This window comes from Chryseobacterium lathyri (assembly GCF_003290185.1).
GTDB lineage: Bacteria > Bacteroidota > Bacteroidia > Flavobacteriales > Weeksellaceae > Chryseobacterium > Chryseobacterium lathyri.
The window spans coordinates 208,303-228,427 of the sequence record NZ_QNFY01000001.1; the positions used below are offsets into that span (position 1 = coordinate 208,303).

General features: G+C 37.4%; 16 protein-coding genes and 1 tRNA gene. 14 read left to right on the top strand and 3 right to left on the bottom strand.

Annotated features, from left to right (window positions below; translation table 11 throughout):
* Window positions 1–22: 22 nt before the first annotated feature.
* From DRF61_RS00900 to DRF61_RS00920, 5 genes are all read left to right on the top strand, one after another.
* The gene (locus DRF61_RS00900; protein WP_111953132.1) at window positions 23–955 is read left to right on the top strand and encodes a phytanoyl-CoA dioxygenase family protein; all 933 of its coding nucleotides are present in this window, start codon (window positions 23–25) and stop codon (window positions 953–955) included.
* Between the two features lie 84 nt (window positions 956–1,039).
* Window positions 1,040–2,203 carry a hypothetical protein gene (locus DRF61_RS00905; protein ID WP_111953134.1) on the top strand — a complete coding sequence of 388 codons (1,164 nt, stop codon included), beginning with the start codon at window positions 1,040–1,042 and terminating at the stop codon, window positions 2,201–2,203.
* A gap of 24 nt (window positions 2,204–2,227) precedes the next feature.
* Complete coding sequence (locus DRF61_RS00910; protein ID WP_111953136.1) at window positions 2,228–2,740, top strand: DUF7935 family protein; 513 nt, start codon at window positions 2,228–2,230, stop codon at window positions 2,738–2,740.
* 16 nt (window positions 2,741–2,756) lie between these two features.
* On the top strand, window positions 2,757–3,368 hold the full coding sequence (locus DRF61_RS00915) for an inorganic pyrophosphatase (protein WP_111953138.1): 612 nt from the start codon (window positions 2,757–2,759) through the stop codon (window positions 3,366–3,368).
* A 243-nt stretch (window positions 3,369–3,611) separates the two neighbouring features.
* Window positions 3,612–6,347, top strand: a complete 2,736-nt coding sequence (locus tag DRF61_RS00920; RefSeq protein WP_111953140.1) for a sodium-translocating pyrophosphatase — start codon at window positions 3,612–3,614, stop codon at window positions 6,345–6,347.
* 126 nt (window positions 6,348–6,473) lie between these two features.
* Here DRF61_RS00920 and DRF61_RS00925 read toward each other — a convergent pair whose 3' ends face one another.
* Window positions 6,474–7,613 (bottom strand): aminotransferase class I/II-fold pyridoxal phosphate-dependent enzyme, encoded by a 1,140-nt coding sequence (locus DRF61_RS00925; RefSeq protein WP_111953142.1) that lies wholly within the window; start codon window positions 7,611–7,613, stop codon window positions 6,474–6,476.
* 88 nt (window positions 7,614–7,701) lie between these two features.
* On the opposite strand from DRF61_RS00925, the gene DRF61_RS00930 reads away from it, so the two are divergent.
* From DRF61_RS00930 to DRF61_RS00950, 5 genes are all read left to right on the top strand, one after another.
* On the top strand, window positions 7,702–8,754 hold the full coding sequence (locus DRF61_RS00930; RefSeq protein ID WP_111953144.1) for a M28 family metallopeptidase: 1,053 nt from the start codon (window positions 7,702–7,704) through the stop codon (window positions 8,752–8,754).
* A gap of 249 nt (window positions 8,755–9,003) precedes the next feature.
* Entirely contained in the window at window positions 9,004–9,453 is a 450-nt protein-coding gene (locus DRF61_RS00935; protein WP_111953146.1) for a GNAT family N-acetyltransferase, read from the top strand.
* A complete protein-coding gene (locus tag DRF61_RS00940; RefSeq protein ID WP_111953148.1) occupies window positions 9,450–9,812 on the top strand; it encodes a VOC family protein in 363 nt (120 codons plus the stop codon). The genes DRF61_RS00935 and DRF61_RS00940 overlap by 4 nt, the downstream gene beginning before the upstream one ends.
* A complete protein-coding gene (locus DRF61_RS00945; protein WP_307724872.1) occupies window positions 9,812–10,327 on the top strand; it encodes an endonuclease V in 516 nt (171 codons plus the stop codon). The genes DRF61_RS00940 and DRF61_RS00945 overlap by 1 nt, the downstream gene beginning before the upstream one ends.
* Window positions 10,328–10,526: 199 nt before the next feature.
* Window positions 10,527–11,825 (top strand): GEVED domain-containing protein, encoded by a 1,299-nt coding sequence (locus DRF61_RS00950; protein ID WP_111953150.1) that lies wholly within the window; start codon window positions 10,527–10,529, stop codon window positions 11,823–11,825.
* A 111-nt stretch (window positions 11,826–11,936) separates the two neighbouring features.
* Here the strand turns inward: DRF61_RS00950 and DRF61_RS00955 are convergent, their stop codons facing one another.
* Complete coding sequence (locus tag DRF61_RS00955) at window positions 11,937–15,281, bottom strand: DEAD/DEAH box helicase (protein WP_111953591.1); 3,345 nt, start codon at window positions 15,279–15,281, stop codon at window positions 11,937–11,939.
* A 240-nt stretch (window positions 15,282–15,521) separates the two neighbouring features.
* Between DRF61_RS00955 and DRF61_RS00960 the strand changes: the two genes are divergently transcribed.
* The 4 genes from DRF61_RS00960 (at window position 15,522) to DRF61_RS00975 (ending at window position 19,478) form a co-directional block, all read left to right on the top strand.
* Window positions 15,522–16,580, top strand: coding sequence for a 3-oxoacyl-ACP synthase III family protein (locus tag DRF61_RS00960; protein WP_111953152.1), 1,059 nt, complete (start codon window positions 15,522–15,524; stop codon window positions 16,578–16,580).
* Window positions 16,581–16,791: 211 nt separating this feature from the next.
* On the top strand, window positions 16,792–17,589 hold the full coding sequence (locus DRF61_RS00965) for an SDR family oxidoreductase (RefSeq protein WP_111953154.1): 798 nt from the start codon (window positions 16,792–16,794) through the stop codon (window positions 17,587–17,589).
* Between the two features lie 76 nt (window positions 17,590–17,665).
* The gene (locus DRF61_RS00970; protein ID WP_111953156.1) at window positions 17,666–18,580 is read left to right on the top strand and encodes a helix-turn-helix domain-containing protein; all 915 of its coding nucleotides are present in this window, start codon (window positions 17,666–17,668) and stop codon (window positions 18,578–18,580) included.
* Window positions 18,581–18,650: 70 nt separating this feature from the next.
* Window positions 18,651–19,478 (top strand): hypothetical protein, encoded by an 828-nt coding sequence (locus DRF61_RS00975; protein ID WP_111953158.1) that lies wholly within the window; start codon window positions 18,651–18,653, stop codon window positions 19,476–19,478.
* Window positions 19,479–19,577: 99 nt separating this feature from the next.
* On the opposite strand, the gene DRF61_RS00980 is transcribed toward DRF61_RS00975, so the two are convergent.
* Window positions 19,578–19,649, bottom strand: a tRNA-Arg gene (locus DRF61_RS00980).
* Between the last annotated feature and the right edge of the window lie 476 nt (window positions 19,650–20,125).

Consider the following 20,125-nt stretch of genomic DNA (forward strand, 5'->3'; position numbering starts at 1 on the left):
TATTTATCCTAATAATCCAGCCATGCTAAAGCAGATCCGTTATTATAAACTGCCCTATATTATTTATAATTTTTTTAATAAGAAGAAATTACAGCATAATATCCCCTTGTATAAAAAGTATGGCCTCAAAAAAAACTACTATTCCAGCATTTCCAGCACTGATTTTGCCCATCTTCCGGCTTCAAAAAGAGGAATAGACCAGAATAGACTTGTTGACACTACGTTTTTCAAAGAACTTAATGCTGAAAATAAACAAAGTGCCCTCCAGTATGATGAAAACGGATACATGATTGTAAGAAATTTCATTAGTCCAGATGATGCAGACAGGATCAATAATGAAATTGAAAAGCTGATGGAAAATGGCACCCTTAAATTTATTTACGGAGGAAAGCTGATGTTTGCCATTCATCATTCTGAAATCATTAAAAATATTGGAAATGATAAGAACCTGCTGGATTTTCTGTCTGTCCTTTTAGATGGTAAGGCAAAGCTTTTCCAGAGTATCAACTTCATTAATGGCAGCCAGCAGAAAACGCATTCTGACAGTATTCATATGACGACTTATCCTCTAGGCGGGCTTTTGGGAGTATGGATTGCATTAGAGGATGTGGATGAAACCAATGGTGCACTACATTATATTCCTAAAAGTCATAAACTTCCTTATTTCCTTAATTCTGATTATGAGAATGAAGGTAGTGCATTTAAAATCGGTAAAAAAAGCTACCGTGCCTATGAAGAGTTTTTGGAATCTAAAGTCAGAGAACTTGGTCTGAAAAAAGAAATATTTAAAGCAAAAAAAGGGGATATGCTAATATGGCATGCCAATATCCTTCACGGTGGAGAACCGCATACAGACAAAAACAAAACCAGGAAAAGCCTTGTCTATCACTTTTTTGATGAAAACAGTGTATGTTATCATGAAGTAACGCAAAGACCTGCCCTGTTTGAATTGTAATTACTATAAAAACACCTGAATAATAGCAGCTGAAAGAATAGTTTTTTTACTTTTGCATCCTTAACAGAATAAACTCAAACGCAGATGAAAAAAACTGGAAATATTCTTGTTTTTATTTTTTCGATCTATGTATGCCTGATGTCCTACTATTTGTATACCCATCAGTATTATAATGCAGATTTAGAAGCCTACATGGGCCTTATTTACAAAACTGAACATTCCGATCTTAAAATAGAAGATATTCATAAAAAAGTTTATACAGAATTAAAAAATATAAATCCTAAACTTTCTGAAATTTCCAAAGCTGAAGAAATTGCAATAGGGGGAAACACTTATTATTATACGCTGTCAAAAAATCCCAAAGCTTATGAAGAAGAACTTCAGCTGTTCTCTGTGAAACCATTTTATAATTTTGTGAACCTGATGTTTTATAAATTAGGTTTTAATGTTTTAACCTCAATATCTTTAACCTCAATATTTTCTTATGTTTTTATCATTACTTTAATATTTGGGTTCCTGATCAGGATTTTAAAGAATTACCCTTTAGCATTCATTATAACGGTCATTATTTCATTATTCAAACCTCTTTTGGAGGCAAGCCGGTATGCTTCGGCAGACAGTTTAGCCTGTTTAATGCTTCTGTTAAGTTTTTATACCTTTATAATTAAGAAAAATCATCTTGCAGCAACGGTTTTTGCGATGCTCTGTGTTTTAACAAGACCAGAATATTTTATTTTATATTCACTTCTTTATATTCTGATTTATTTTTATAAAAACACCCTTCAGATTAAAACAGCGCAAGTATTTTTATCTTACGGATATATCTTCCTTTCCTTTTTTCTGATCCAGTATTTCAATCAGATTTCATGGTCTGTTTTATTTATGAATCAGTTTACAAAAGTTCAGATTTATCCGATATCGAATCCTGATCCGTTCTATTTTCCGGATTATGTGAATTTTATAAAAAAAACAATGATGCTGGACTTTAACGGATCATATTTCCCGCTGCTTTTATTGTTTATCGTTATTATTCTGGCCAATAAATTTTCTTTGAACAGCAAAAAAAGCTGGGCTCAATGCTTGTTTTTCGGAGCTGTTTATGCAGCAGTTTTTGTAAGATATCTGGTTTTTCCAAGCCTGGCCAACAGAATGATGATAGGTTTTTATCTGATCATTGTTCTGTCTCTCATCTATATTCAGAATTCTAAGACTGATATATTTAAAAACTCTTTAGAAGCCGGAAAATAATTAGTAATTTTGCGGTCTAAAATTATGGCTAATTTTTCAGAATATCTACCGTATGCTTTTGCATTAATTATCGCAATTCCGTTTTTGGTTTTGCTGAGACAATTCGTACACTCGTACATTACCCTTAAAAATCAGGAGATCAAGCTTCTTTCCGTGAAATCAAACGCTGAAAACAAAGCACATTCCTATGAAAGAATGACCCTCTTTTTAGAAAGAATAAAACCGTCGAATATCATCCAGAAATTTGATAAAGGTCTGGCAGTACACGAGTTTATTTTCCTTACAGAAAAAACCATTAATGAGGAGTTTGAGTACAATTCTTCACAACAGCTATATATTACAAAAGGCTCATGGAAGAATATTGTAGACTCAAAAAATGCTTTGATCGATTTACTTCATAAAACATATGATGGTCTGAATGGAAATGCAGATCTTGAAGAGTTCAAAACCATTTTCATTATGAACTATATGGAAGGCGATGACTATATTGCTGCTACCATAGAAGACCTTAGAAGAGAAATTTTAATTATAACTTAAAAATAACAAATAAATAATGATTCCAAATTTTAAAGCACATCCATGGCATGGGGTTTCTGCAGGAGAAGATGCGCCAAATGTTGTAAACGTATTCGTGGAAATCGTTCCTTCAGATACTATTAAATATGAAGTAGATAAAGAAACCGGATTTTTGAAGGTTGACAGACCTCAGAAATTTTCCAATATTATTCCCGCTTTATACGGATTTGTTCCAAGAACATACTGCCATAATGAAGTTATGAAATTAGCTGTAGAAGCTGGCGCTGATGATGTGACGGAAGGTGATCATGATCCGCTTGATATCTGTGTGTTAAGCTCTCACAATATTCATTCAGGAGGGTTATTAATGGAAGCTATTCCAATCGGTGGATTCAAAATGATCGATGGAGGAGAAGCAGATGACAAAATTGTTGCTGTAATGATTGGTGACCACGCTTTTGGACATTTCAGAGATATTTCTGAACTTCCGGAAGCTGAAGTGAAAAGATTAATGCACTACTTCTTAACGTATAAAAATTTACCGGATGAGCCTGCAAAATGTAGAATTCATGAGGTATATGGAGCTGAGCATGCTAAAAAAGTGATCAAAGCTTCTCAAAAAGATTACGCAGAAAAATTCGGAGGCTAAAAAATAGCATTTCCAACTCATAATAAAGGCAGATGAATTTCATCTGCCTTTATTTGTTTAATAAGCATCTTTTTTGATAGAGGATAAAAACTTAAATATATTAATGCTTTCCCGGAATAGCACCTTTTTATGCTGTTTCAAATTTTCAGAAAATATATTATAGAATCAGACTTAATAAAACCATAGAATTTTTGTTATATTTATAAAACTAATTACTATTTATTAATATTAAAATAATAAACTATGGATTTGTTCTATTTAATTCCGGTTTTCGGCGTTGTCGCCTTATTGTATACTTTCCTGCAGAGTAACTGGGTAAGTAAGCAGAATGCCGGGAATGAAAAAATGAAAATAATCAGCGGACATATTGCTGACGGTGCAATGGCTTTTCTAAAGGCTGAGTACAAGATTTTAACCTATTTCGTAGTGGTGGTTGCGATATTACTCGCTGTGATGGGATCCAGTAATTCCAATTCCCACTGGAGTATTGGGGTTGCTTTTGCCGTGGGAGCTGTATTTTCTGCACTGGCAGGATTTATCGGAATGAAAATCGCAACAAAAGCCAATGTAAGAACAGCAGAAGCCGCAAGAACATCACTTTCCAAAGCTCTGAAAGTTTCTTTTACCGGAGGTTCCGTTATGGGAATGGGAGTGGCCGGATTGGCAGTTCTAGGTTTAGGTGCTCTTTTTCTGATCATTAAACAGATTTTCGCTCCTGATGCAACAGTAGATTCCCATGAAATGGAAAGGACCATTGAAATTCTTACAGGATTTTCTCTTGGGGCAGAATCCATCGCTCTTTTTGCAAGAGTAGGTGGTGGTATCTATACAAAAGCTGCAGATGTTGGAGCTGACCTTGTCGGAAAAGTGGAAGCGGGAATTCCTGAGGATGATCCAAGGAATCCAGCCACTATTGCTGATAACGTAGGTGACAATGTAGGAGATGTAGCTGGGATGGGAGCCGACCTCTTCGGATCTTATGTTGCAACAGTATTAGCGACAATGGTTTTGGGTAGAGAAACACTGTCTGATGATGCCTTCGGTGGTTTTGCACCTATCCTTCTTCCAATGCTTATTGCCGGGACAGGAATCATTTTCTCTATGATAGGAACTCTATTTGTAAGAATCAATGACAATGAAGGCTCATCTACTTCCAGCGTACAGAATGCTCTGAATTTGGGTAACTGGGGAAGTATTGTCATTACAGCGATCTCTTCTTATTTTCTGGTCACTTACCTTCTTCCCGAGAAAATGACGCTCAGAGGACACGAGTTCACTAAAATGGGTGTTTTCGGTGCTATAATGGTAGGTCTGGTAGTAGGTACTTTAATGAGCATCATTACGGAATTTTATACAGCTATGGGCAAAAGGCCTGTTTCAAGTATTGTAAGACAATCTTCTACAGGTCATGCAACAAATATTATCGGTGGTTTGGCAGTAGGGATGGAATCAACATTACTTCCTATCCTTGTATTGGCAGGAGGAATTTACGGTTCTTATTTATGTGCAGGACTTTACGGTGTGGCAATTGCAGCAGCCGGAATGATGGCCACTACTGCCATGCAGCTCGCCATTGATGCTTTTGGACCGATTGCTGATAATGCCGGAGGAATTGCTGAAATGAGTGAACTTCCAAAAGAAGTCCGTGAAAGGACAGACATCCTGGATGCTGTAGGAAATACCACAGCAGCTACAGGAAAGGGATTTGCAATTGCTTCCGCTGCGTTAACGGCGCTGGCTTTATTTGCTGCCTTTGTAGGAATTGCCGGAATCGATGGAATTGATATCTACAGAGCAGATGTTCTGGCAGGTTTATTTGTGGGAGGAATGATACCGTTTATATTCTCTTCACTTGCCATTACTGCAGTAGGACAAGCTGCGATGGCCATGGTAGAAGAAGTAAGAAGACAGTTTCGTGAAATTCCGGGGATTCTGGAAGGAAAAGCACAGCCCGAATATGAGAAGTGTGTAGCCATATCAACAGATGCATCCATCAGAAAAATGATGCTTCCAGGGGCTATTGCCATCATTTCACCTTTGCTGATCGGATTTATATTCGGACCTGAAGTTTTAGGAGGATTTTTAGCCGGAGCTACCGTGAGCGGTGTTCTGATGGGGATGTTCCAGAATAATGCAGGTGGTGCCTGGGATAATGCTAAAAAGTCATTTGAAAAAGGCGTTGATATCAACGGTCAGACCTATTATAAAGGTTCAGAACCTCATAAGGCATCCGTAACCGGAGATACTGTGGGAGATCCTTTTAAAGATACTTCAGGACCATCAATGAACATCCTGATCAAATTAATGTCCATTGTTTCATTAGTTATTGCACCAACATTGGCAGTACTGCATAAAGATAAAATTGAAGCCAACAGGAAAGCGAAACTGGAAAGCCTGACAAGAGCTTATAATGTGACTTCAACTGCAACCCATACAGATCTTCAAACCGTTCCCGCTTCTCCAAAAGAAATCAAAGGACATCTTAATGAAAACGGGGATTTTGTTTATGAGACAGGAAACATTCAGGAAATAAAATTGAAAGGCGGAAAAACAATCGCTTTAGGAGAAGGAAGCAGACTGTTCCAGCTATACAATTCGGTAAATCAAAAAGATCAGACTGTCATAGATCCTAATAACTGGTATACTCTGGAAAACCTTTATTTCGAAACCGGTTCCAGTGATCTGAAAGCCGGATCAGATGCTCAGCTTAATAACCTTGCTGAAATCTTAAATGCCTATCCTGACGTGAAAATTAAATTGGGAGGGTATACAGATAATACCGGCAATGAAGAAAGCAATCAGAAATTATCGAATCTGAGAGCTCAGACTGCAAAATTGAAGCTTTTGGAGCTGGGAATTTCATCAGACAGGGTAGAAGCAGAAGGCTATGGCTCTCAGCATCCGGTTTGTGAAGCGAATGACACAGATGAGTGTAAAGCAAAAAACAGAAGAATTGATGTAAGAGTTTTAAGTCTCTAAGATCGAATGATCAAATATTTTAAAGCACCGTCTCAAGCGGTGCTTTTTCATTGATATGAAGATTTTTTAGTTAATAATCTTCTTTATGCATAAACTATGATTCTTTGTAATGACAGGTTTCAAATATTAAAGGTTTTTCTGCAGGTGTTCCAAAGCCTGGATGATCAATTCATCCTTTTTAGCAAAACTGAACCGCACATAATCGGAGTTCTGCCGCGAATTATAGAAAGCAGAAAGTGGAAGACATGCTGTTCCTTTCTCTACCGTCAACCATTTTGAAAATTCTACATCTGTCATAGTTTTAGAAACATTCCTGAAATTAACGATCTGAAAGACGCTTCCTTCAGCCTTTTTGGTAGCTTCCAAAGGTGTAAATGCAATCATTTCATTAAAAATATCTCTTTTTCGCTGCATTATATTTTTGTTTTCACTGGAATCGAATATTTCAAGATATTTGGCAAGAGCATACTGGGCAGGAGCATTCGCACTATAGGAAATATATTGCTGATGACATCTGAATTTTGAGGTAAGATATTCTGAGGCAAGTAAATAACTCACCTTCCAACCGGAAGTATGAAACATTTTTCCAAAAGAGAAGATACAGAAGGTCCTGTTTCTCAGCTCAGGATGAAGAAAAGAACTGTAATGTTCAAGTCCGTCGTAGCAATAGGTATCGTAAATTTCTTCCGAGATAAGGTAAATTTCCTGATGCCTTATCAGTTTATAAAGCTGGTTCCAGTCATTCTGCTTCCAGATTGTTCCCGTAGGATTTTGTGGCGAATTAACAATAACGGCTCTTGTTTTTCCGGAAATGCATTTTTGAAAATTTTCCCAGTTTATGGTAAAATCATTATCAAGGTCATAATAAACAGGAATACCGCCATTTTGAACAACTGAAGGTGCGTAAGTATAATAGGAAGGCTGAATAATGATAACTTCATCTCCTTGATTTAGAATAGATTTAAGGGCTGTATTTAAAGCAAAAGTTGCACAGGGAACAACAGTCACCTCATTTTCTTTAAGTCTGATGCTGTTTTTACGTGCCGCGTTATAAGTAATGATATTGTTAATGAGCATCGGATTTCCTGCAAGTGGCTCATACTGATGTTTATTACAATCTACAGCCTCCTTTAAAAATGATTTTAATCGCTCATCAATATCAAAGTCGGGAAGTCCTAAAGACAGGTCAAAGCTATTATGTTTTGTAGCCAGCTCAGACATTTCCGTGAAAAAGGAATAGTGTGTAAATCCGTAAATTTTTTCCATCTATATTGCATTTATATCAAATATAAGAAAAATAGGCATCCGTTGAAGGTTAAATAAAATTTGTTATTTTTAAGCAAATTATTATTGTATGAAAAAAATACTTATCCCGTTGTTAGGGCTGGCTGTTATGGTGAGCTGCGGAACGGCGAAAACTTCTGAAGGTGCTTCGGCCCAATCCACTCAATCCGTGTCTGTAGCAAAAGGGGATAAAGCCTTTCTTGCTGCATATAAGACCATTAAATCTGATGAACTAAAGAAAAACTTATATGTGATCGCTTCCGATGAAATGGCAGGAAGAGATACCGGAAGTCCTGGACAGAAAAAAGCGGGTGAGTATATGATCAATTATTATAAGAGCCTAGGAATTACGCCTCCAAAGGCGTTAGGTTCCTATTACCAAAAGGTTCCTGCAGAATTTATGAAGAAAAGAGGAGGCGGAAACCTTCCGGATTCTGAAAATATCCTTGCTTTCATTGAAGGAAGTGAGAAACCTGACGAAATAATAGTGATTTCTGCACATTACGACCATGTCGGAACCAAAAACGGAGTTGTTTACAACGGAGCTGATGATGACGGAAGCGGAACTGTAGCCGTTATGCAGATCGCGAAAGCATTCCAGGAAGCTAAAAAGGCTGGAAACGGGCCAAAAAGATCAATTCTATTCCTTCATGTAACAGGAGAAGAGCATGGCCTGTTCGGATCTGAGTACTATACCAGCAATCCCGTATTCCCGCTTGCCAATACTGTAGCTGACCTCAATATTGATATGATTGGGCGTGATGATGCCGCAAACCGAGGAAAACAATATGTATATGTGATAGGTTCTGAAATGCTGAGCTCCCAGCTCAAAGTCATCAATGAAGCTGCCAACAAAAAAACGAATAATCTGGAATTAAACTATAAATACGATGATCCTGCGGATCCGGAACAGCTATATTACCGTTCAGACCATTATAATTTCGCTAAAAACAATGTTCCGGTAGCCTTTTTCTTTGACGGTATTCATGAAGATTATCATAAACCAACCGATGATCCTGAGAAAATTGATTATCCATTGCTGGAAAAAAGAGCCCAGCTGGTTTTTGCCACCGCCTGGGAAATTGCCAACAGAGCAGAAAGAATTGTAGTAGATAAAAAATAAAATATTTTATTGAATCATCACAAAACACAAGATAAAAATTGCATTAATTAATAATGTTTAAAGTTTAATAAACCAATGGTTTATGATTTTTTAATGTGTTTTTTTTAGTAAGGTACATTTTATCGGAGATTCTAATCAAGCATCAGGCACATAAAATTGTGCCTTTGCATTGACCAACTTCAATTTATATTATTAGAAACGGGTTATAACCCATTTTATAAAATAGCTAACCAACATAAGAATAACCAAATGAAAACAGCAATTCGCGAAGCCAGGACTGAAGACATTCCACAGATCCAGATCGTCCGGAACTCAGTAAAAGAGAATATGCTTTCTGATCCCGCCTTGGTAACTGACGCAGACTGTGAAGAATTTCTGTTTGAAAGAGGAAAAGGCTGGGTAGGTGAGATAGAATCCCGGATTATTGGTTTTTCTATTGTAGATCTGAAGGAAAATAATATCTGGGCACTTTTTATACATCCTGATTTTGAGAATCTCGGAATTGGAAGGAAGCTTCATGATGTTATGCTTGACTGGTATTTTGAACAAACCAAAGAAGATGTATGGCTGGGAACTGCACCGGGAACAAGAGCGGAAGCATTTTACAGGAAGTCCGGATGGCAGGAGAGAGGTATGCATGGAAAAGGAGAAATCAAATTTGAAATGACTTATAATAACTGGAAAAACAAAAAACAATGAGACAGCATGTAAAATCCATCAGGCCATTTATCGGGGCTGAAAATTTTGAAATAAGCAGGAACTTCTATAGAGATCTGGGATTTGAAGAAGTAATCTTGGAACCTAAATTATCCCTGTTTAAAAGGCAGGAAACAGGATTCTATCTTCAGGATTACTATGCTAAAGACTGGATAGACAATACTATGGTCTTTATGGAAGTAGAGAATACAGATGATTTCTGGAAGGAACTTCAGGCTTTGCGTCTTACTGAGAAATATGAAAAAGTAAAGTTTACCCCCGTAAGAACAATGGACTGGGGAAAAGAATGCTTTGTACATGATCCGTCCGGGATTTTGTGGCATTTCGGTGAATTTTTTTAATGATAGAAGGAAATATGATTTACGCTTTTGATACCTATTATTATGAGGACCATGCAAACACTGTGTGTATCGCATTTGAAGACTGGACCTCAGAAAATGAGTCTGATATTTATACTGAAAAAACAGAAGTCTCTTCCGGATATGAAAGTGGTGTTTTCTACAAGCGGGAACTGCCCTGCATTTTGAGCCTATTAAAGAAAATATCCTTAAAAGAAGGAGACATTATTATCGTAGATGGCTATGTTACCCTTGATAATGATGGTAAAATAGGTCTTGGAGGATACCTCTATGAAGCCTTAGACCGAAAATATGCAATCATTGGAATTGCAAAGAACGAGTTTGCTTCTCCGGATTCCCAAAGAAGAAGTGTTTTAAGAGGAGAAAGCAAAACTCCGTTATTTCTTACCGCAAAAGGTGCGGATGTAGATGAACTATTGCCTAAAGTAGAGCAGATGTCCGGAGCTTACCGGATACCAGCACTGTTGAAAAAGCTCGATCAGCTTTCCAGAGCTTAATATTTTTGCTTACACACTTAGATTCTACAGATATTTCTGCATGTATAATAAATGTATATACTGTTAGTTTTCAGCAGCTTTATTTTAAATATCTTCCTTTATTTTTAATTATTCTTTTAAAAGTGATAAATATCATTCGATTCTTATTTTTATTGATTCTAAATAAATATAAATTTGTCTCAACAAAATAAAAGAATAAATGAAGAAATTATCTACTTTTTCTGCTGTGGTATTCTATATGATGATGAATGCACAATACTGTACTCCTGCATTTCAATATGGCACAGATAGCAATATGATCACCAATGTAAGTTTTGGAAATATCAATAATACCTCAACTTCACAATCAGGGAATGCGCAGCCTTATGAGGATTTTACCTCACTGTCTGTAGATCTTCAGGCCGGAAACAGTTATCAGATTTCTATAAAAGGGCCCTCCGGTACTTTTCCAAGTGACGTTGTGGTTTTTATTGATTTTAACAAGAACGGTAATTTTGATGATGCGGGAGAAAATTTTTATATAGGCAGACTGGCAGCAGCGAATCCTTTTAATGCCTTTACGATTAACGGTACCATTACAGTTCCCGCGAATGTAGCATCCGGTGCCACAAGAATGAGAGTACTGAAAAATACCAATACAGCTGCTTATTCTGATCCCAACGCACCGAATTCGATCACTACAGCTTGTGATACCAGCTTAAGAGCGGGACAAACCGAAGATTACACTGTAAATATTGCAGGAAATAATATGGTTTTCCCATGGCCCTACTGCGGAGCTGAAAATGTCACAACCCTGACTGTTAGTGAAATTACAAAGATAGAATTTACAGGAATTTCCAACGAAAGTCATATAGACGGAACTTCAGACGCAGTTGAGAACTTTACATCTACAGTTTTCAGTGTGAACAGAGGTAATTCTTATCCAATAACCGTCACTGGAGGAACTCAGGGACAGACAACCGTCTCAGTGTATGCCTATATCGATCTTAATCACAATAATACTTTTGATCCGAACGAAGCGTTTAATTTAGGCTATCTGGATAATTCTGATCCTATTCCCGGCAGACAGTCTGGAGTAACGTCTGGAACAATCAGCATTCCTGCTGATGCAATGCTGGGATCAACCCGGTTCAGAATTGTTAAAGCTTATGAATCTAATTCATGGATGGGAACCTTGGAAAATCTGCCATGTCCAGCAGGGTGGTTCATTGGACAGGTTGAAGATTATACTTTAAATGTGCTGGCATCCAATCTGGCTACATCGGAGGTAACAAAAAAATCATCTGCAAAAATATACCCAAATCCTACATCAGGTTCCGTAACGGTACAAACAGAAGGCGGACTTGAAAAATATGAAGTTTATAGCGTATCTGGACAGAAACTTTTGGAAGGAATATCCGGTGTTGTTAATATGAATGGCTTTACTCCCGGGACTTATCTGATCAGGATCTACACTAAAGATAAAAAAAGCATCACCAAAAAGATCATTAAAAAATAAGAACACTTTATCTAATCATATCCATATCAATTTTTGTTTTTTTTAACCGGCAGATTCTATCTGTCGGTTTTCTTTTTAGTCAGGTATAACTGAATATTGTGTTGAAAGGTTTTACAATGATTTTGATTCCAGTATTTCTAATAAATCATGCTTCGACAGCTTCTGAATGCCTGTTCCGTCAGTCTGAAGCAGATTTTGGGCCAGCTCATTTTTCTTTTTCTGAAGACTTAAAATCTTCTCTTCCACAGTATTTGAACAGATCAGCCGGACTGCAATCACATTTTTAGTCTGACCGATTCTATAACTACGGTCGATCGCCTGGTTTTCCGCTGCAGGATTCCACCACGGATCTACGAGGTAAATATAATCTGCCTGAGTAAGGTTCAGGCCTACGCCGCCCGCTTTTAAACTGATCAGGAATACCCGGATCTCTTCATTCTCCTGGAAATTATTAACGGTCTTGCCTCTGTTTTTGGTTTGTCCCGTAAGATATTCAAAAGGAATCTTTTTACGTTCAAGTTCAGCTTTAAGCAAGTCCAGCATCTCTACAAATTGTGAGAATACAAGGATTTTATGATCTTTCGACTTACTTTGGATCTGTTCCATCAGTATTTCTATTTTCACGGCATGATCGCCGGAATATCCTTCTTTTAATAGTACAGGAGAATTACAGATCTGTCTGAGCCTGGTAAGTCCGGTCAGAACATGCATGCTGTTTTTATTCAGATCATCGTCATCATTGGCGGCAATAAATTCACGGAGTTCCTTTTCATAAGCATCATAGATTTTACGCTGTTCAGTATCCATTTCGCAGTAGATCACCATTTCCGTCTTTTCAGGAAGCTCTTTGGCAACCTGCTTTTTTGTCCTGCGGAGAATAAAAGGCTTGATTTTCTGTTGAAGCTCCTGGGCACGCTTACCATATTCAAATTTATCAATGGGAACGGCATAAATGTCTTTAAAATACTGCTTGCTTCCCAAAAGTCCCGGACAGGCAAAAGAAAGCTGACTGTAAAGATCGAAAGTGTTGTTTTCAATAGGAGTCCCTGTAAGAACAAACCTGTTTCTTGAATTCAACAAGCGGGCTGCTTTATATCTTTCTGAATTAGGATTTTTAATTGTCTGTGATTCATCAAGGAAAACACAGTTAAAACGGAAGTCTTTCAGAAAACGGATATCCGAAAGTAACATTCCATAGCTGGTAAGTACTACCTCATATTCAGAAAAATGTTTTGCAGTTTTCAATCTTTCGGCTCCATAATGAGTCATTACATTTATTGAAGGAGCGAACCTGCTAATCTCTTCCTGCCAGTTGAAGAGCAAGGAAGTGGGAACCACGACAAGATGGGTAACATGGCCTCGTTTTTTACGTTGAGAAAGAATAAACGCGATCACCTGAAGTGTTTTTCCAAGACCCATATCATCCGCAAGACATCCCCCGAAATTAAAGCTGTCCAAAAAGCTCAGCCAGTTCAGTCCGTCATGCTGATAATCCCTCAAAACAGCTTTCAATTCTGAAGGAATATCGATTTGGGGAATATCTTTAACGGATGAGAACTGAAGTGAATAAGAAGAAAGCTCTTCCTGTACCTCGCTGTTCAAAATATCCTTTTCAAACAGTGAAGACACTTCCGTAAAATTGATCTTTGGAATTTTAAGTTCCTCAGCATCAATTTCCCCGATCCGGAAAAATTCATTCATCCTGTTGATCCATTCTTCCGGGAGAACTCCGAGCGTCCCGTCGTCCAGCTGTACAAATTTACTTCTGTTGCGTATAGCGCGATGAAGCTGTTTCAGTGTGGCATCCTTCTGTCCGAAGCTTACCTTTAATTTAGCATTGAACCAATCCAGCCCACTGGTGATCTGAATATTGACTTTTGCTTTGTAAGAATTGAGTTTAGTATTTTTAAGCTCATTGAATCCAAGAATGACAACACCTTCACGTCTCCATACTTCAAAAGCACCAAGAAACCAGCCCTGATCCAGGAACTTATCTTTATGCAGATAAAAATAATCATAGCCGTCCATCTGTGCTTCGAAGTCGGGGTGCTGCTTCATAATGAGATAGGTAAAACGGGCTTCTTCTGCGTCATTTCTGTCAATTTTAAATACATTTCCATTCTGATCCGCTCCGAAAAGCTGTTTCCTGGAATAGACGGCAACTTCTGCCTGTCCATATTTCATGACCGGAGTCAAAGCAATGTAATTTCCCTGCTGGCGAAGATAAATGACCCATTCGTTACTGTGGTTTTCTTCTTCAAGCTGTACTGGTGTTGCAGGCTGTATGTAACTATAATTGATATGAATACGTTCTTCCAGTGAAGAAAGAATATTTTTCATGAATCCTTCATATTTTGAGGAATGAACAAGCAGGATCTCATTATTGGTTTTAAAAAATTTAATTACCCTCAGCATATCCGGATCATCTACAAAACTGAAAGTATTCCGGCTATAGACAAAATATTCATTCCTGATCATTATATTTTTAAAAGGAATGGATACATCATTGAATTCTAACGCTCCGGTTACCTCATAAAAAGGCTCCTTTTTGAATACGCTAAGCTGTATTTCTGCCTGCAAAACCTCAAGATGTACAGGGACAAGAGATTTTGATGAAACGGTCTCGGACAGCTCACGGTCATGATAATAAGTTTCCAGCCCAAGCGGATTCTGTACGATCAGTTTTAGAGCTTCCAGCTCTGCAGTATTGTAATCCTCATTATAATTATTCTGAAACGCTGAAACAGCAGTGTAGAATTTAATATGCTGTGGCTCTTCAGCTTTCCAGATAAGCTGCATGGCATCAACAGAATGGACAGGATTTTTGAGTTTTCCTGCCTGGGTAGTTTCAGCTTCCATGAGTGAAAAATTCAGGTGGCTGTAATAACGGTGCCTTCCGATGACCAGTATTTTTCTCTTCCCACTGTCCTGTAATGCTAATTGATTGATTACTGAAGAACGTTGAGGAAGAAGCTGCTGTTTAAAAATATCCTCATCTATAGGTAACATTTCCCTGATCTTAGGCTTTACTTCGATTTTGTCATTAACATATTCAAGCTCAAAATAGATATCAAGTTCCGGTTCATTTTCTAAGCCGTAACTTTTAGCTTTAGCAATAAACAATTTCTTACGAAGAAAAGGATCAAAAAAAGTCCTGAATTTTTTCTCCTCTATGATACAGTGGATGATTTCTGCCTGATGCTCACAAAGTTTGTCTTTAGGGGTATGGCAGGTACATGTACTTATTATAGAGCTGCCAATCTGGCTGACGGAAACCTGCGGGAAATCTTTTAACGGGGATCTTTTAGTAAAAACGCCTATATTGTTTTCGATGGCAGTAGGATAGATATTATGAAAATCTCTGATCTCCAGGAATGCGCTGCCTGAAGTATGTTTCAGGAGATCATAAACGGAAAGTATATTGATGCTTGTATTTTCAAGAATATAGGCTGCCATAAGCATGCGAATTTACAAAAAATGAAAACAACAATCTAAGGGATTGAGAATGAAGTGAAAATCTAATGATAGAAAGCGATCTGAGGGATGGTAATGTTTCATTTTATGCTCTGAATACCAATATAAATATTCAATTCTATTTTATCATACGATTAATAGATATTTTATCGTTAATATTGTACAATATTTAAATTCATGAAAAAACCAAAATGAATTTAAGAAGATTATAATTTTTTTTTAATGACAAGCAAGATTATAGGAGTCGGCAATTATATTCCGCCGGAAACAATTACAAATTTATTTTTTGACAAGCATCATTTTATTAATAAAAACGGGGAGTCATTAAAGGAAGCGAATGATATTATTGCCAGAAAGCTCAAGGAAATTACCGGCATAGAAGAAAGAAGATACGCATCTGAGGATCAGGTGACTTCAGATCTGGGGCTGATTGCAGCACAGAGAGCAATAGAAAATTCAAAAATAGATCCGGAGACCCTGGATTACATCATATTTGCCCATAATTTTGGTGATGTCCGCTTTGGCACCGTTCAGTCGGATAGTGTGCCAAGTCTGGCTTCAAGAGTAAAACATCTTCTAAAGATCAAAAATAATTTCTGTGTAGCCTATGATGTTCTGTTCGGATGTCCGGGCTGGATAGAAGGTGTGATACAGGCTAATGCCTTCATCAAATCGGGTATAGCAAAACGCTGCCTGGTTATTGGTGCAGAAACACTTTCCAGAGTCGTTGATATTCACGACAGGGACAGTATGATCTATGCGGATGGTGCAGGAGCGGTTATCATGGAAATAAGTGAAGATGGTAAAGGAATACAATCCCATTTATCGGCTTCTTATACCTTGAACGAAAAAGATTACCTTTTCTTTGGTAAGTCATACAACAATGAAAGCTGTCCTGATACGAAATATATCAAAATGGAAGGCAGAAAAATTTATGAATTTGCTCTTGTAAATGTGGCGGATGCTATGAAGAAGTGTCTGGATGCAAGCGGATATTCTATAGATCAGCTAGATAAAATTATCATTCATCAGGCTAATGAGAAAATGGATGAGGCGATTGTAAAACGTTTTTATCAGCTTTATGATTTGACAATGCCTGAGAATATCATGCCGATGGTAATAGATAAATTAGGGAACAGCAGTGTGGCTACCATTCCAACGTTGCTTACGATGATCCTGAATGGAGAACTTCCTTCCCATGAAATAAAAGAAGGACATGTGGTTTTATTTGCTTCTGTAGGAGCAGGGATGAATATCAATTCATTTGTCTATAAATTTTAAGATAAGATAATCTGAAGAGAATTCACAGCTTATACTGCATTTCTCTTTTTAATAAACAAGGCCCGGATTTTAAATCCGGGCCTTTCTATTTTGAGATAATTCCTTCAAAAAACTATTTAAAATCCATTTTGGATACACGTTAGTCCAATTTGGCAACTTCAGCCTTTATTCGAATCCTGACCTTTGTCCTGTTAATTTAATACAGAACAAAATGAAAACAATTTTTATAACAGGCGCTTCAACAGGATTAGGAAAAGCGGCTGCCCAATTATTTCAAAGCAGAGGCTGGAACGTTATTGCTACTATGAGAAACCCGGAAGCAGCTTCTGAACTTGCCGCCTTGGACAATGTAACCCTGCTTCCTTTGGACGTTACCAATCTGGAACAGATAAAATCGACTGTAAATAAAGCCCTTGAGCTGGGGAATGTAGATGTGGTTTTCAATAATGCAGGATATGGGCTTATTGGTCCTTTGGAAGCCTTAAAAGATGAGCAGATTTTAAAGCAGCTGGATACCAACCTTCTTGGGGTGATTCGTGTAACACAAGCTTTTATTCCATATTTCAGAGAGAAAAAGAGCGGAATGTTTATTTCTACCACCTCAATCGGAGGATTGATTGCATTTCCTTTGGGTTCAACCTATCATGCAACTAAATGGGCGTTGGAGGGTTGGAGCGAGAGTCTATCTTATGAACTGAATAAATTCGGCATTGATATCAAAACTGTATCTCCAGGAGGAATTAAGACCGATTTTGTAAGTCGTTCTTTAGATTCCGCAACGAGCCCGGCCTATGAAGAGATTACCAATTCCCTTTTTTCCAGTATGGAAGGAATGATGGAAGCGGCTTCCGAACCTGAACAGATTGCTGAAGTGGTATATGAAGCAGCTACAGATGGCAAGAAGCAGTTAAGATACGTAGCAGGAGAGGATGCAAAAGCATTATATGCCCAGCGTCTTGAACTGGGAGCTGAAGCTTTCAGAGAGCAGTTCGGCAAACAGTTTATTTAAGATATTTTTAAATATTGAGACGGCATAGATTTTATTTATGCTGTCTTTTAATTCAAATATTTAATACATTTATATCATGGAAAAGAAGGATAATACACCTATGAAAATTTCATCCATATCGGAGCTTCACGACCTGCTGAAACTTCCCAAACCGCTTCATCCGTTAGTAAGCCTGGTAGATAATACGAAAATGATTGTGAATAAGGAATTGCTGAACAGAAGCTTTTACCTGAATTTTTATAAGATTTCGTATAAGTTTTCTGAACATGGAAAGATGGGCTACGGACAGGGATATTATGATTTTAACGAAGGAGGCATGATGTTTACGGCGCCGGGACAGATTCTTTCTACCGATGCAGACGCAGAATACTGTGGATATACGCTGCTTGTACATCCGGATTTTATACGGACTTATCCTTTGGGCAAGAACATTAAAAAACTCGGGTTCTTTTCCTATGATACCAACGAGGCACTGCATCTATCTGATCAGGAAAAAACAATCATCACCGGATTACTGGATAATATCAGGAATGAGTTGAATACAGCGATTGATGAAGTCAGCCAGGACGTTATTGTGTCTTATATTGAGGTTCTGCTGAATTACAGCAACCGCTTTTATAAAAGACAGTTTATCACCAGAAAAGCAGTCAACAGTGATATTTTATCTAAAATGGAAGGTATACTGGAAGACTATTTCAATAAACAGGAAACATTAACCAAAGGACTTCCCACCGTGGAGTTCCTGGCCTCAGAAATGAACCTTTCACCGCATTATCTGAGTGATATGCTCCGGAACCTTACGGGGCAGAATGCCCAGCAGCACATTCATGAAAAACTGATTGAAAAGGCTAAAGAATATCTTATAGCTACGAATTTTTCCGTATCGGAAGTCGCTTATGCTTTAGGGTTTGAGCATCCTCAGTCGTTCAATAAGCTTTTTAAAAAGAAAATGGAAAAAACTCCTTTAAGTTACAGACAATCATTTAATTGAGGTGTATTTCATAGGATGAGTAATATTGGGAGGAAAAGGAATGGACTACCTAATCATTAGCTAATTAAAAATGAATTTCGAATTGGAAATGAACAGTTATGAAGATATTTGTAAAATACTGAACATACATCCTGGCCTGAAACCAGATGTATCTGCCTATGATGAAGAGGATCAAAAGGCTGCTGTTTCCCTGTTCAGATTGTGGAACGCAAATAAGGCTGCGTGGAATGGCGAAATGATTGATTTCAATGACGATGATCAGGAGAAGTATGAAATTTTGTTTGATCTGGGTGATGAAGTTGATCCGGATTCAGGTTTGATGTACTTTACTTACCGTCCTGTCAGCAACAGGAGCCATGTCGGTGCCCGCCTCCTCTGGCCTGGCATTACCATAGCAAAACACGTCACTAAGGTGATGCAGCAGGATTTTATGAATATGATGAAAATACCTGAAAAAATAATAAAAACGGGTAATGAATCATTAAAACTAAGTACAATAAATTCCAGATCAGAAGTCAACAGCTACGAGGATATCTGTAAAATCCTTAATATAGATCCCGATCTGGAACCTGATGTATCTGCATATACTATGGAGGATAAAGAGGCTGCTATCTCTATGTTCAGATTATGGAAAGCAAATAAAGCCGTGTGGAATGGTGAAGTAATTGACTTCAATAACTATGACCGGAACATATATCAGCACAAATATGAAGTGATGTGTAATTTAAGTGATGAAGCTGGAGGGGGAGAAGGTTTCACATACTCAAGTTGCAGTAGTACCGGAGATTATTCGGCGGTCGGCGCCCGTCTCCTCTGGCCTGGCACAACTATCGCAAAACACATGACTAAGGTAATGCGGGAGGATTTTATAAATGTAATGAAAATACCTAAAAAATAATAAAGTTGGACATGCAGCTACTTGCCTGGCTTTAAGGAATACATACAACTACTACAAATATAACAGGGCTGCCAGTATTTTATTGTTTATTTACATTTGTGGCCTCACCAGGAATCGAACCTGGATCTAAAGTTTAGGAAACTTCTATTCTATCCGTTGAACTATGAGGCCTTGGAAAAAATAAAAATACTAATTAATTTAAATAAATAAAAACTTTCCAATAATTGCGGTTTGTTTTTCAATGATTTTATTCAGAATTCATTCAGGACAGGAACTGAACCTGTGCATAAAAAGAATCCGCTCTTTAGGAGCGGATCCAGTAGATAAATACATCTCATTTTTTTAATTAGACAACAATAAAAAAGCACAGCCGACAATGCTGTGCTTAAATTTTTATTTCAAATTTAATTGCAATTTCAAAGCTGAAAAAAGCAAAAAATGATTTCATTTCAGTTGTATTACATAGTAAATGTAGTACAATTTTTAATACGAAACATGAATTTAATGTTAAAATTCACAACTTATCCACAATTTGTTGTGGATAAGTTTGTAATCAACTGTTATTCAGTATGTTTAAAATGGTGTTTTTCAAGTATTTTTTCCTTGTCACTTCTTTTTCTCAATATACCAGTGATCCATATCGTTGA